We start from the raw sequence: 14,763 nt of genomic DNA on the forward strand, positions 1-14,763 counted from the left end.
AGTCATTTTTGTGGGAAGGTTTGAACATGGTCGATGAAAGAGGCTGAGTGGTCGGAAAAATGTAATGAATGGTTTGCAAGTGATCGAACGGCGTGGAAACATGTGAACATGGTCGATAAGAGATGCTAAATGGTTGGAAAGATGTAATTAGTGGTTTGCAAGTAATCGAACGGCGTGGAAAAGTGAGAATATGGTCGATAAGAGATGCTGAGTGGTCGGAAAGATGTAATAAATGGTTGGCAATTAGAATTCATTCTCTAATAAAATTTGTATAAAATAACATTTGTATCTTGGGGGAACCACGTTTATACAACCAATAACTTGTACAATTGCATAAATAAAAATCCCTTCAATTACTCACTTCCGACAAACCACAAATCACAAAAAAGCCACCTCAACAAAAGGTGGCTCATCTAATCTAATCCTTAAACCAAACTCAACATTTTCTCTTCTTCCTCTTTCGCCACATCAGCCACAGTTTTACCAAGAGAGGATGATTTCTTCCCTTTATCTAACCATTTTGCTAATGCCTTGATTGTGCTTGTGAAGTCTTTGATCACGGTTTTGCTTATTGGGTCATATAGAGATGGGAGATCAGCTGTTAAAACCTGTTGCCAGAATTCTTTGTCACAATCATTCCAGCTTGTTTTTGCATGACTCTCTAATATTTCTCGTAAATCGAATAAGCAGTTACGGTATTTTCTAACTGTTCCTTCTGCTTTTCCATCTGTTTTTTCTTTGAAAAAAATAACAAGATCTCCAGAATAGAAATTATCAACAGTGTTTGGTGCAAAGCCCAATAGTTCATACACTGGAATGTCTTCTTCCTTTACCAGTGGTTTTTGCTTCGTTTCTGATAAAACAATAGGTGTGTAGATTGTACTTCTATTTTCTCCACCTGTTACAAATGGTGATAATGGAAGACCTAGCTCTCTACGAACTGCGTTAAAATCGGCTGAGACAGGAACACTACCATAATCCTTTTCCACTTGCACATACATGTTATATTCTAGTGATTGGAGGTAAGTTTCTACCCTTTCTGTTTCACCAGCTTCTATTAGTTCTTGAATTGACCTATCACCTAATAATGGGATTTTTATATCTAGTTCTTGTCTAATATCGTTTTGTGCGTATAAAGCGAAATACGGTGCAGTACCTTCCTGGAAGGATGCAATTGTATTTTTCAGCTCCACTTGATATGGAATGGTTTGTGTATGTGTATCAATAGTAATAAATGATACAGCATTTGAATCTAGTTCACTTTCTAACATGTTTTTAAATTCATCAACAAGCTTTTTTTCAAAAGTATTAAACGTTAATTCGTTATTTGTTTGAGAAATTGATCCAAGAACATTTCCGACTAAAACAGGCTTATTAAGTTCGCTATCTTTATACTCATGCCAATCCGTAACCCAGCTAGCTAGCTTTTTCTCAAAGTTCCAACTATCAATGACAATTGCTTCCTGAGAGTTAACAAAGCTTGCTACAGCTGAATCATTCACTACCTTGTATTTTAAATTGTAATGAGTAATTTCAGTAGGTTTTTGTGGTCTTTCTTCATTTGTAGTGAGAGCTGTAAGTATTTCTGGAAAGAAATCAACTAAAGCTTGTTCTGTACTGATTTTCTCAGCAGAAACTATTTCCTCTAGTTTATTTGCAGCACGTTTTATACTTTCAGGATCCTTGAAAATTCTTACTCCATTAAAATAGTAGAACTGCTCAAATGGTTCTAATAGTCCTAATGTACCAAACCAAGGTACAAAGTTCGGAATATTTTCTTTAAACGTTGACACTGGATATTGCTGCTTCGTGATCACATCTTCAAATAAAATAGCTTCATCACTTTTGTTAACAGCTTGAATAAGCTTTGGCTTTAATGAAGCCCAAGTTTTAGCCATTTCCTTTTCAGTTTGGGAAAGTCGTGATTCATTTTCGTGAAGAAACCACTCAATTCCTCGGAATCCATTTTCAAATGTGTTAAAAAAGTTTAACCAATAATCATATATCGCTTTTTCTGCACCTTTATCTTTAATAGAATGGTTAGTCCTATTTTTAAATTCACTATGCAATTGATATAATTGACTTGTTGGAATAGCTTTCTCAATAAAATCTTTTACTTTAATAACAAGAAAATGCTTTTGCTGATAAAAGCGCTCTTCTTTCACTTCATGTAACTGAATTATATTTTCTTGCAGCATACAGCATTTTTTATATTTCTTTCCACTACCACACGTACATGGATCATTTCGTTTTATTGACATTTATATCACCTAATCTGTATATGTATTTTTCGTTTATGTATAACAATTGTGATTTTAGTAGAAACTTTACATTTGTTCAAGTGGCTGTTTTTGAATAATTAACCGGTCTATTTTTCAAAAGGAAACTTTTAATATATGATGAAAAGTGCGCTGTTACTAGAGTTTCATTATCTTCAAATCCCCAGTAAACAATGTGTGCTTACGAATTGTTTACTTTAACTTTTATTAATGTTGTTTAGGTTTTACTGTTTATTACTAAAAAACTAATTAAGTTGATTGGAGCGGAAGGGTGCGAGACTCCTGCGGGAACAGTGGGACAGGTGAGACCCCGCAGGCGTAAGCGCCGAGGAGGCTCACCGCCCACCCAGCGGAAAGCGAGCAACCCTGCAGCGCAAATCAACCAGCAACATGCTTAATATGAGGGTTTTCAAATAAACCTAACTCAATTCTTTTTCCTACAAGATATCGAGTATTCACAAATTATGATCTTTCAAAAATGAAACCTTCAACAACTTAAAACGTACTATATACTAGTAAGTTTTCTATAGGAGACGATAAGATGAAACAAACAATAAATTTCTTTATTCAATCATCCGCAGCGTTATTTTCAACGGTTGCCATATGGACAATTGGTTATTTTCCATTAGATCAAAGCTATCTTCTAGCAAGCACCTATGCAATAGGTGGAGGAACAGCAGTCTTCTTTTCCGCCAAAGCAATAACGTTTCAGCAATTTTTAAAGCAAAATCAGCTTACTAGAAAAGAATATCGATATATTAAACAAAATTTAAAGGAAGCAAATCATAAAATCAAAAGATTACGTAAAGCCCTTTTCACGATTAGAAATGTTGCTTCCATTAAGCAAAATCTTGAGATTTACCGAGTTGTTAGTAAAATTTATTCGATTACGAAAAAAGAACCAAAGCGGTTTTATCTTGCAGAGCAATTTTATTATTCACATTTAGATTCAATTGTTGAGCTAAGTGAAAAATATGCGTTTCTAGCTTCTCAGCCTAAGAAAAATAATGAATTGACAAAATCATTAAATGAAACTCGCAGAACAATTTCTGATTTAGAAGAATCACTAGAAAAGGATTTGCATGATGTTGTCTCGAAAGATATCAATCAACTGCATTTTGAATTAGATGTTGCAAAGCTCTCACTAAATAAATCAATTAAGAACGATAAATAGGAGGTATGAAGCATGACGAACAACAATCAAAACGAGCTAGATGATCTTCTTTCAAATCCATTTGGACAAGATGAGCTAGTTATGAATAAAACAGATTTACCAAAATCAGCAAAATTAATCGATGTGTTACCAGAAGAAAATCGTCAAAAGGCAATACAGCTAGCAGAGCAGATTGATCCAACAAACCAACAGGCAATTGCTTTGTATGGTACACAGGCTCAGTCTAAGCTTATGAATTTTTCACATTCGATGCTTGATCATGTGCAAAAAAAGGATACGGGTGAAATCGGTGAAATCATTGGTGATCTCATGAAAAAGCTTGAGCAGGTGAGTCCAGATGATTTAAAGACTGAAAAACGTGGCCTTATTTCAAAAATGTTTGGTAAAGTATCAAATTCAATTCAAGAGGTATTAACAAAATACCAAAAAACAGGTGTGCAAATTGACCGAATCAGTGTAAAACTGGATCATTCAAAAAATAGCCTACTAAATGATATTAACATACTTGAGCAGCTCTATGAAAAAAACAAAGAATATTTCCATGGACTTAATATTTATATAGCAGCAGGAGAGTTAAAGCTAGAAGAACTAGAAACGAAAACAATTCCAGAGCTTAAGAAAAAGGCAGAAGCTACTCAGGATCAAATGGCATATCAAGAAGTAAATGACTTAATGCAGTTTGCCGATCGTTTAGAAAAACGTACTCATGATCTTGTACTAAGCCGACAAATTACGATGCAAAGTGCACCGCAAATTCGCTTAATTCAAAGCGCAAACCAAGCTTTAGTAGAAAAAATTCAATCCTCCATCACAACAGCGATTCCGCTTTGGAAGAACCAGGTGGCTATTGCTTTAACATTACTACGCCAAAAAGATGCAGTTGAAGCACAAAAGCTCGTATCAAAAACAACCAATGATTTATTATTAAAAAATGCAGAAATGCTTAAGGTGAACACATTAGAAACGGCAAGAGAAAACGAACGAGGACTAGTTGATGTTGATACATTAAAAAAAGTGCAGGAGCATTTGGTATCAACACTAGAAGAAACACTCCGTATCCAAGCAGAAGGCCGAGCAAAACGCCTTCAAGCTGAACAAGATCTAGCTTTAATGGAAACAGATTTAAAGAAAAAGCTTTCGGGGATGTAATATAGAAATGGGATCAGAACTCAAGTCTGTAGTTCAGACTATGTGATGAAACAATATAAGTAGAATTGGAAATTGAGTATAAAATAGCAAAGGTTTTATACTCGATATCTTTATCTTATTTATTTGTGTATATAAAGTTAGGGGGTACTAATAGGTTTGAAGAAATCTATTTTAGCACTTATTAGTATTTTAATGACAGTTATTATCTATGAATGGATATCGGCTCATTTTAATTTTGAATATAATGTGTTTAGCGACAAATTTAATTTACTATCATTTTGTATTGATATAGGTATTTGGGTGATCATATTTGTACCTGTCCATCTTATTGTAGAGAAAGCAATATTTAGAAAAGGGTAAGACAAGGTGGGGAACGGGTCTCTAACATAAACAGACTCATCTAAAAAGCTCAGAGAAATACACTCTGAGCTTTTTAACGTGCTATTAACAGTATGATTTAACGTGTGTTTCAATATAACTTAGCTTTCCATTTTTTGTTTCCTGCACAACAACATAAGTTTGAGCTGTTAACTTTTCACTATTGAAATAGCCTTCTTTACCAATTCTGTTTTGCGTTCTTGTTTTTGCTCATTATAAATCTCTTTAAATTCTTCTGCAACTTCCTCACTGTAGCCATGCTGTTCAAGCTTCTTTGTTAAGTCTTCATATAATATGTAAAACTGCTGCTCTGTTTCTTCCTCAATTACCTGACCAGCGGAAGCGTATTTTTGATAAAAATCAACTAAAGAAGTTTTTTCTTGAGTTCTCTCCAAAGTTTGATAGTCCTCTTTAGCTTCCTCTAATAAAGAATCAATTTTTACATTCGTACTTTCTTGTAGATCCTCAAACTTCATCTTGTACGTAGATTTTATTTCTTCGACCGATTTTTCATTATTCACAATCGTTACTTCATCAATTTTTCTATTTGAAAACACAGTACTTACAGGTAATGTTAATTCTCTCTCAATTTGTCGTTGAGCAGTATGGTCACTAGATAACTTCTCCTCTTCAGTGATCGCATTACTTCCAATGATAATAATCCCTATAAATAAAAAAGCGAATATCATTAAGCTTCTATTATTCAAAACCTTAACCTCCTCATATCTCATTATTTTTGTCATTTTTGCCAAGTATTAAACTAAAGATGATCAAGTTGGCATAAAGTTTTTTCGTGCGATATGATAATGAGTAGAAATGGATATTTTTTCTAGGAGGCTGTAAGATGACAGATTCAGTAAAATTTGATTTACATACACATCATCATCGCTGTGGACATGCAATCGGAACAATAGAAGACTATGTTAAACAAGCAATACAGTATGGGTTACATTATATTGGCATTTCCGATCATTCTCCGTACTTTTATAGTGATGAAGATCACTTATATCCGACAATAGCTATGCAAAAGAGTGAATTTGTTCCTTATATTGAGGAAGTTCTTCGTTTAAAGGAAAAATATGAAGATAAAATCCATGTATTACTTGGTGTTGAAAGTGATTTTTTTCCAAAGTATATTGATCTATATCGTAACCAATATAGTAATCAACCCTTTGATTATATTATTGGCTCTGTACACTATGTTTCTGATGTCAATATTTTTAAAAAAGGACGTTGGGAAGGACTAACATCTGCAGATCAAAGAGGTGTTAAAGAAGAGTATTATGCACTAATTGAGCAATCAGCAAAATCAGGTTTGTTTCAAATTTTAGGACATATTGATGCAATGAAGGGTTTTTATCCTGCATTTTCTGACATTCAAACTGATGTGATCGATAATACGCTTAATATTATAGGGCAAGAAGGTGTAGCCATAGAAATCAATACATCTGGAAATACAAAGGATTGTGGAGGATGGTACCCTGCAGATGATATTTTAGAACGAGCTTTATTTCATAATGTTTCAGTTACATTCGGATCTGACGCCCACACACCTGAGCGAATTTGTGATGATTTTGAGCAGGTGAAAAAAAGATTAAAGGAAATTGGTTTCCGTGAATGGGTTTATTTTGTGGAGAAAAAGCCAATGAAAACGTCTTTATAAAATTGGTTCTTTTTAAAATACTAGGTAGTAACAAAGTTCGACATAATGATTAAATTTTCGGCAAATTATGCTAAATTAACTAGACTTTATACCCTGTTATGTAATAAAATTAAATAAAATTGGTAAATTAATTCCGATAAATGGCAAACTTACTGAAAAGTAAGGACGCAAAGCTATGAACCTAAGGTGAAAGAACTATGGTAGTCGAGCCACCGAAGAATGGTTATAGAAAAGAGATATCTTTTTCCATTCGGTTAAAGGTATCTCTTTTTTCTTGTTTACATCATATAGTCAAAAAAAGTCACTATTACACAAAATCTATAAAACAACATTGGGTGGGCTAAAGAATGTTAATAAAAGATTTGATCGTGGAGGATAGTTATTATCACTTTTATCAGCCAATAGTTAATATTGAGCTTAATAAAATTATTGGGTATGAAGGATTAATGAGGTCGGCCGTTCATTCTAATCCTGAGCAGATTTTTTTACAGGCTAAAAGGGAGAAGCAGCTAGTTGAATTAGATTCGCGGTCTATTCAAAAAGCTACTAAAGCCTACCAAAAAGCAGGCTATCGAATACAAGACGGATGTTTGTTTTTAAATGTATTTCCAACAACTCTTTTAGATTCGAAATTCCCTCTCTTCACAAAGGAAATTATGCTTGATGATCCTCAGCATTGTCAACATTTAGTATTCGAAATAAGTGAACTAGAAGATATTCGTGAGCATTCTCAACTAATTGAACGAATAATGATATTAAAAGAAATGGGATTTAAGTTTGCGATTGATGATGTAGGAAAAGGGTATTCTGATTTCCAAACAATTATTGAAATGGAGCCTGATTACATCAAGGTAGATCGATATTTTTCACAGCAGCTATCACAATTTCCGAAAAAGCAATCTTTTATTCAATTAGTTAATGAATATAGTAAGAGAAATGGTTGTCAGCTTATTTTGGAGGGGCTTGAAACAGTTGAAGACCTAGAGGTGGCACGACAATTGGGTGTAGAGTATGCACAGGGGTATTTGTTAGGAAGACCTGAGCCGTTACGACAGATTAGTTAGGAAGCATATCATTATTAAAAAGTCATGACTTAATTTCTATTAGGTCATGACTTTTAATTACATCGTAATATTCTTCTTGTTTTTAAATTTCTTAGTAATAGCTTTTATAGCCACTACAAGTAAAACACCGCCTAAATAGACTAAAAACAGCACGATATATCCCCAAAGACCAATAATTGCATCAATAAAGTCCATATTCCCTCTATTGGTAATTGCCTGCTGAATTTCAATGGCAAATACTAAAACAAACATAAAGGTAAGTGTATATAAAAAAGCAATTAAGTGGATGCCGATCTTAAATTGTGATAACCACTTTGAAATCATATAAACAACAGCAAAAGTGATGATTCCAATAACACCCATAATCCAAAAATGCATATCTTTATCAGTAAGCTGCAGCCCTAACATATCATTTAACAGCACAATTAAAACATCATGAGCATTATTCACAATTTCCGCTAAAAACAAAATAATATCTTTCATAAAATTCCTTTCTGGGAATGTGACTTTTCATATTTGTCCATGCCTGTGCATAGTTTGTATAAAGTAAGAAGACAGGCAGACGAGGTGAGGATTGTGAGAAGACGATCAAATAAACTCCCATTAATACTTATTATAATCGGACTTATCGTACTCATTATTATAGTATTTAAGTTTATACCAGGTCTAGGGGAAAAAGAACCCAGAGATGTTGTTGATGCCTTTTATCATTATGAACAAGAAGGGGACTTTGGAAGTGCATGGGAGCTATTTCACCCTGTGATGCAAAAAAAGTTCACTAAAAATGCCTACGTGACAGAAAGATCTCATATCTATATGGGCCATTATGGTGTGAATACATTTTCATATAACATAAGTGATGAAAAAGAGATCAAAAGCTTTAAAATGGCAAAGGGCTCTGAAGCCTTTCCTATCGCCAACTCCATTACAGTAGAACAAACCTTTAAAAGTAAATTTGGGACATTTACAGTACTCCAAGATGTTTATACGGTTGAAGAAGAGGGTGAGTGGAAAATTGTATGGGATTTTAAGTAATAGGGGGGTCTGACCCCAATCTAGATCCTAATCTAGGACACAACAACAAAACCCCTTCATCCAATTTCATGGTGAAGGGGTTTTTTGAGCTGATTACTTAAATACCTTGGAATATTAAGAAAAAGCCGACTGCGAATAATAATATTAGCATTAAAATTAGGATTATAGCAATAATAAGGATAATCCAACCAGCTACTTTACGTCCTGTTTTAATGAAATAAATTCCGAGAACAATTGGACCAAAGACAAAGCCAAGGATTCCCCACATCCATGGGTTTTTACCATGCTTAGGTGCATCGATTGCAAGGTAAATGGCAATCGCTATTGAGAGTATAAATCCAAATGAAAATTCCAAAATGAGTCCCTCCTATATATAATTTCTTTAAAGGATATGGAAGATATAAGTATTTCATGCATTTTCGATTAAATATATATAAAATACCAATTCCTATTATATATTAAATTAAATTCCCTAATTTGGAAATGGGAAACCTACAATTTTTAAAATAAATCAAAGAAAAAAGCCAGTCTACATTGTGAGACTGGCTTTCGATAATTAGTGAGAAGTTGTAGCTGCTGTATCAGCTGAAATCTCTAAATGTTCCTTCAGCTGATTCGATAAAGATAAACGTTCTTCTTCAGCAACAATATAATAGTAAATACCGCCAATTTTATCTCCTGTACCTTTTACCTGAAATTGTTCAAGGTTTTGACTAGCGGTTTTATAGTTAGCTTGTATTTCCCACATTTCATCAAATGTTAAGTTTGTTTTAACATTATCCCGAACAACTCCAAACATATCACCAAATTTTGTGATTGATGAGATATTTGCTCCCTTTTTCATCACACCTTCGATGATTTGGCGCTGACGTTCTTGACGACCAAAGTCACCTCGAGGATCTTCGTAACGCATTCTTGTGTAAGCTAATGCTTTCTCACCATCTAATGTAACCTTACCTTCTGGAAAATCAAAGCCTCCAGAACTGAAATTCAATGTGTTGTTAACCTCAATGCCACCAACAGCATCAACTGTATCCTTAAAGCTTTCCATATTAACTTTCACAAAATAATCAACTGGAACGTCTAAAAAGTTTTCAACAGTTGCAACTGTCATATCAGTTCCACCAAATGCATATGAGTGGTTAATTTTATCTTGTATGCCTTTACCAACAATTTCTGTACGAGTGTCACGAGGAATACTCACCATTTGAGTTGAATTCGTGTTTGGATTAACCGTCATAAGAATTAATGAGTCTGAACGACCTTTATCACCTTTACGCTCATCCACACCCATAAGAAGGATTGATATTGGGTCTTTTTCTGTAAATGTTACGTTATCAGATCGTTTGGGAGATTTGTCACGATCTAATTCTTCATGAATACTAGCAACAGTATCTGTAGCAGATTTATACAAGTAAAATGCATAACCACCTGTACTTAAAACAAGTAGACCGATAATACTAAGCGTAATCCATAGCCACTTTTTCTTCTTTTTTCTTGCTTCTCTCATTATCTATGTCATCCTTTTTATTTTAGATTTTAATTAATTAGCTTAATTATTTTGAATCTATAAAGATTATAGTGCTACTTTACCTAAACTACAATGCTTTTTTGTAAAATATTGTTTCCAATTATATGACGAAGCATATTAATGAAAGGTTTCACATTTTGTAGAAATTTGTCTAATAATATATGTATCTATCTCATGAAATAAAAACTATAATTTATTTGACAAAATATAGTAATTTATAGGAGGAAAGACGAATTTGAACAAGCGTCTTGTGTCAATATCACTAATTTTCACAGTACTTTTAACACTATTTACCCCATTTTCTCAAAAGGTAATAGCATCAACCACTGACAGCATCTCTCTATTACCACCTGCAGTAAATACAGAAGAAGGTGTGCAATTACAATGGGTAACCTCTTCTTCAATTCAAGGAGATGAACGTTTTACTCTAATTAAAAATAACGAGGATATTCCGTTAACATCAATTGAGAATGTAAATTCAACAGTTGGTGAAAACGGAGAAGTGATAAATACTTATCAATTTCTTGATAAACAGGTTGAAGAAGGTAAGAATTATACTTATTCTGTTAAAAAAGTCGCTGATAGTATCCTTCAAACAGAACAGATTGAAATCACTTATCAAAAAGAACAAGTTGTTCAAGAAAACATAGATTTACATGTAACAAATATAACAGATTTAGGATTTAAAGCCGAATGGTCTACTCTTCAAAACGCAGAAGTTTATCACCTAGTCCTAGATGGTAAATTGCTTGGTCAATTCAAAGAGGAACAATCATATGAAATAAAAGAGGTAGCACCTAATACAAGTTATACAATCAGTGTTCGAGCAATTAAGGATGGTGAGGTTTTATCTGAAGCAACAAAAACAGTGACAACATTAGCTTCAGAAATTTCTGCCGAACAGCTAAAAGATGATCTTGTAGAAGAGCCTAAAGTGACTAAGAAAAGAGTAAAGGCTACAGCTACAGCAACAGCTACACCATCAGGAGAGGTGGTAACCATTCCTGATTTAGCATTAAAAAGAGCAGTTAAAGGTGTATTGAAATTAACAAGAGACGAAATATACACATCAGATATGGAAAGATTAACAAATTTAAATGCTTCGGATATAAATATAAAGGATTTAACAGGATTAGAAGCGGCAACAAATCTAACAAAATTAGAGCTTTCGGGAAATGAAATCAATTCTGCAGCAGAATTAGAAAAGTTAACGAAGCTTGAGTATCTCGATTTATCTTATTATAAAGGAACAGACATTGAATTCTTATCATCACTATCAAACTTAAAAACACTTATTATATCAGATACAATCGTGAAAAATATTGAACCAATCTCAAATCTTTCTTTGTTAGAAACATTGGATATCAGTTTTGGACAAGTAACAGAACTATCAGCTTTAACAGCTTTATCTAACTTAAGAGAATTGAATATAAGTTATTTAGAAGAACTTACATCAATTGCTACTTTACAACAATTAACTAACTTAACGACTTTAGTTATCTTTGGTGATATTTATGTAAGCTTAAAAGCTGAAGTAGACCAGCTTAAACGTGCTGGTTTAGAAATTGTTCATGATGAAACATTTTATTTGTATTTTGACTCAATGAAGGTCAATGAAAACCGTGCTATTTTGAACTGGTCTTATGATGGGGAAGGTGATGTTGCTTATTACGAAGTTAAAGTAGGTGACACGACATATAAGATTGATGCACCTGATGATACTTTAACAGTTAATGACCTTAATGAAAATACTCAATATCAAGTGACTATTAGAGCGTTTAACAGCGCAAACGAAGTACTTAGTTCTTTTGAAACGACAATAAAAACATTGGTTAAACCAACAGAAGAAAGCAAGAAGGTCATTTTCAAAGATTTACAGCTCGAAAAAGCGATTAAGAATCACTTCGGTTTAGATCGTGATATTTATGAAAGTGATATGGTGGAATTAACTGAATTATCAATAGAACGCAAACGAATCAAAGATCTTACGGGTCTAGAAAAAGCGACTAATTTAGCCTATTTATATGCTCCGTCAAACGTTATTGAAGATATCACTCCTATATCAAGCTTGAAAAATCTTCAAGGGTTATACCTTGATACTAACCCTATAACTGATTTTTCGGCTTTAAGTGAGCTTTCAAACTTAACATCTCTTGGTTTAACAAATACAGGAATAAAAGATTTATCTGTACTAACCAATTTAAATAAGTTAAATGATTTAAATTTAGATGAAAACGAAATCACAAGTTTATCTGCTTTACCAGCATTACCTAATCTTGTTTATCTATCGATTTATAACAACATGTTAACGAATCTTGAAGGAATTGAAAAACTAGCAAAATTAGAGTCATTATACATTGATGACAACCCTTTAGAATCTCTAGCAGGAATTAACACTCTGATAAAATTAAACAGTATAAGCTTAAGTAATACGAATTTAGTTGATATCTCAGAGTTATTACAAATAGATTCACTTCAAAATGTGTCACTATATAATAATGAAAAGTTAGATTTAAATGATGACAACTCTGATGCACGCAAAGTAATTGCTCAGCTTGAAGAGTGGGGCGTGTATGTTGACTATGATTTCCATAATGAAGAAGAATGGTTTGAAGCATATATCAGCTTTATCACCGAGAATTCATTACTTGTTCATTGGGATTATTATGGTGAAAAAGAAATAGAAAACATTGAAATTCACGTTGATGGTGAAAAAAAATCATCAGTACCTTATGAGGATTATGAATTTAAGATTACGGATTTAGATCCTAATACAGAATATAGAATAGACGTTAAAGCTTTTAATAGTAAAGGTGAGCTTGAATTTACTAGCTCAACTACGGAAACAACTTGGTCAGAGCCAAGTAAAGAAGTTGCCGAAATTAAGGATGAAAATCTAAAAGAGTTAATCAAAGATCAGCTTGGTTTAGATCGTGATCCAAGAGTAAGTGATATGGAGAAACTAGATTCTATTTATTTATATGAATCAGAGGTATCTGATTTAACTGGTTTAGAATATGCAGTAAATTTATTTGATTTTAATGTATCTGATAACACGGAAGAGCTAGACTTAACACCACTTAAGAATTTGCAGAATCTTTACAGTATCTATATTACGAATACTTCTATAAAAGATTACGCGATATTTAAAGACATGAAAAATATTCGTTCATTATCGATAGACAATAATAACCTTGAAGATCTTTCATTTCTATCTGGAATGAAACAACTTGAGGATTTAATGTTAATGAATAACAATATTAGTGATATTACAGTTTTATCTGGGTTAACTAAGTTAGCTTTTGTTAACTTGGCAAACAATAAAATAGAGGATATTCGTCCACTGCTTGGTTCTAAAGATCATATGTATACCCTAGATCTTAGTGGAAATCCTATCAAAGACATTTCTAGCTTGTCACAATTTGAAAATTTATTTGATTTATATTTAGATCAAACGTTAATTACAGATCTCACACCATTACTTGAGTTATATAGCTTGGAAAGTGTTTCTTTATATAATATTCCGTCTCTTGATTTACCGAACGATGTAACTAATCAAGGTGTTATTGATGAACTATTAAATTACGGTGTTACAGTAAATATTGACGTAGACCTCACACCAGAGCTAACTATTGATGAAGTAACCCAGAATTCGATTTCTATCTCATGGGATCCGATGCTACCAAAAGGTACTGGTGAGTATGATGTTAAATTATACAAAAATTATGGTGAAGAAATCGTTAAAGAACTTAAACTAGATAGTGCAGAAACTAGCTATCAATTTACCGAGCTTTTACCTAATACAGATTACTATATTGAAGTCTCTGTAGAAGAGGAAGAAGCAGAGTATTATGGTTATTTATCAGCTGAAGTGACAACTTTACCTGTTGAAGGTTCTATAAAAGATGTAACCATGTATGTTGAAAAAACAGAAGGTGTTCCTGAAGTAGAGGCGATGTTTGATCTTTATGGAATTGATGAGTCTAACGAAGAAGTTTACCACTACGGTTGGTCTGATGAAGAAGGTAAACTGTGGGATTACACATTAGATGAGCCTGTTGATATATTTGCCCTTCCTGTTGGTAACTATGGGATCACGTTTATTACAGCAGATGATGAAGAAAAAAGCTTTGAGTTTGAAATTATAGCTAACGAAGAATACTTAGTGCAGCCTATTATCTTCTTGTTAGATGAAGGTGAGGATGATGAAGAAGTCACATCTCCAGGTAAAGATGGAGAAGATAGAGATGATAATGACAATGACGACAAAGATCCTAACGAAGACAAAGCAAAACCTATTAAAGTAAGTGAGCCAAAGAAGGAAGTAAAATTGAAAGTAAAGCCGGTAGGGAAAGAAGAGCTACCTAAAACTGCAACGGATGTTTATAACCTTATGATGATTGGTCTTGTTGTGATCAGTTTAGGTGGAGTTATATTATTCATTAGAAAACGTAAAGGAATTAATAATGGATGAAAATGAAGGGGACTTA

12 protein-coding genes and 1 riboswitch are annotated in these 14,763 nt (G+C 33.2%); of the genes, 7 read left to right on the forward strand and 5 right to left on the reverse strand.

Annotated elements, in window-relative coordinates:
- Positions 1 to 425: 425 nt before the first annotated feature.
- Complete coding sequence (locus JOC75_RS21515; RefSeq protein ID WP_204956030.1) at positions 426 to 2,261, reverse strand: SEC-C domain-containing protein; 1,836 nt, start codon at positions 2,259 to 2,261, stop codon at positions 426 to 428.
- Positions 2,262 to 2,820: 559 nt separating this feature from the next.
- Here JOC75_RS21515 and JOC75_RS21520 point away from each other — a divergent pair.
- The 3 genes from JOC75_RS21520 (at position 2,821) to JOC75_RS21530 (ending at position 4,962) form a co-directional block, all read left to right on the forward strand.
- Positions 2,821 to 3,453 carry a 5-bromo-4-chloroindolyl phosphate hydrolysis family protein gene (locus JOC75_RS21520; protein ID WP_204956031.1) on the forward strand — a complete coding sequence of 211 codons (633 nt, stop codon included), beginning with the start codon at positions 2,821 to 2,823 and terminating at the stop codon, positions 3,451 to 3,453.
- 12 nt (positions 3,454 to 3,465) lie between these two features.
- Positions 3,466 to 4,602 (forward strand): toxic anion resistance protein, encoded by a 1,137-nt coding sequence (locus tag JOC75_RS21525; protein WP_204956032.1) that lies wholly within the window; start codon positions 3,466 to 3,468, stop codon positions 4,600 to 4,602.
- A 156-nt stretch (positions 4,603 to 4,758) separates the two neighbouring features.
- Positions 4,759 to 4,962, forward strand: a complete 204-nt coding sequence (locus tag JOC75_RS21530; protein ID WP_204956033.1) for a hypothetical protein — start codon at positions 4,759 to 4,761, stop codon at positions 4,960 to 4,962.
- Positions 4,963 to 5,129: 167 nt separating this feature from the next.
- Here JOC75_RS21530 and JOC75_RS21535 read toward each other — a convergent pair whose 3' ends face one another.
- Positions 5,130 to 5,687 carry a hypothetical protein gene (locus tag JOC75_RS21535; RefSeq protein WP_204956034.1) on the reverse strand — a complete coding sequence of 186 codons (558 nt, stop codon included), beginning with the start codon at positions 5,685 to 5,687 and terminating at the stop codon, positions 5,130 to 5,132.
- 137 nt (positions 5,688 to 5,824) lie between these two features.
- On the opposite strand from JOC75_RS21535, the gene JOC75_RS21540 reads away from it, so the two are divergent.
- Complete coding sequence (locus JOC75_RS21540; protein WP_204956035.1) at positions 5,825 to 6,643, forward strand: histidinol-phosphatase; 819 nt, start codon at positions 5,825 to 5,827, stop codon at positions 6,641 to 6,643.
- Positions 6,644 to 6,775: 132 nt separating this feature from the next.
- A riboswitch (cyclic di-GMP riboswitch) is annotated at positions 6,776 to 6,860 on the forward strand.
- Positions 6,861 to 6,990: 130 nt separating this feature from the next.
- Positions 6,991 to 7,707 carry an EAL domain-containing protein gene (locus tag JOC75_RS21545; protein WP_204956036.1) on the forward strand — a complete coding sequence of 239 codons (717 nt, stop codon included), beginning with the start codon at positions 6,991 to 6,993 and terminating at the stop codon, positions 7,705 to 7,707.
- Between the two features lie 57 nt (positions 7,708 to 7,764).
- Here the strand turns inward: JOC75_RS21545 and JOC75_RS21550 are convergent, their stop codons facing one another.
- Positions 7,765 to 8,190 carry a hypothetical protein gene (locus tag JOC75_RS21550; RefSeq protein ID WP_204956037.1) on the reverse strand — a complete coding sequence of 142 codons (426 nt, stop codon included), beginning with the start codon at positions 8,188 to 8,190 and terminating at the stop codon, positions 7,765 to 7,767.
- Between the two features lie 93 nt (positions 8,191 to 8,283).
- Here JOC75_RS21550 and JOC75_RS21555 point away from each other — a divergent pair, with 93 nt between their 5' ends.
- A complete protein-coding gene (locus JOC75_RS21555) occupies positions 8,284 to 8,742 on the forward strand; it encodes a nuclear transport factor 2 family protein (protein ID WP_204956038.1) in 459 nt (152 codons plus the stop codon).
- A 97-nt stretch (positions 8,743 to 8,839) separates the two neighbouring features.
- Here the strand turns inward: JOC75_RS21555 and JOC75_RS21560 are convergent, their stop codons facing one another.
- Both JOC75_RS21560 and tagU read right to left on the reverse strand, forming a co-directional pair.
- Entirely contained in the window at positions 8,840 to 9,097 is a 258-nt protein-coding gene (locus tag JOC75_RS21560) for a hypothetical protein (RefSeq protein WP_204956039.1), read from the reverse strand.
- A 201-nt stretch (positions 9,098 to 9,298) separates the two neighbouring features.
- Entirely contained in the window at positions 9,299 to 10,252 is a 954-nt protein-coding gene (gene tagU / locus JOC75_RS21565; RefSeq protein ID WP_204956040.1) for a polyisoprenyl-teichoic acid--peptidoglycan teichoic acid transferase TagU, read from the reverse strand.
- A 256-nt stretch (positions 10,253 to 10,508) separates the two neighbouring features.
- On the opposite strand from tagU, the gene JOC75_RS21570 reads away from it, so the two are divergent.
- Entirely contained in the window at positions 10,509 to 14,747 is a 4,239-nt protein-coding gene (locus JOC75_RS21570) for a leucine-rich repeat domain-containing protein (protein WP_204956041.1), read from the forward strand.
- Positions 14,748 to 14,763 lie beyond the last annotated feature (16 nt).

This window comes from Metabacillus crassostreae (assembly GCF_016908395.1).
Taxonomy (GTDB): domain Bacteria; phylum Bacillota; class Bacilli; order Bacillales; family Bacillaceae; genus Metabacillus; species Metabacillus crassostreae.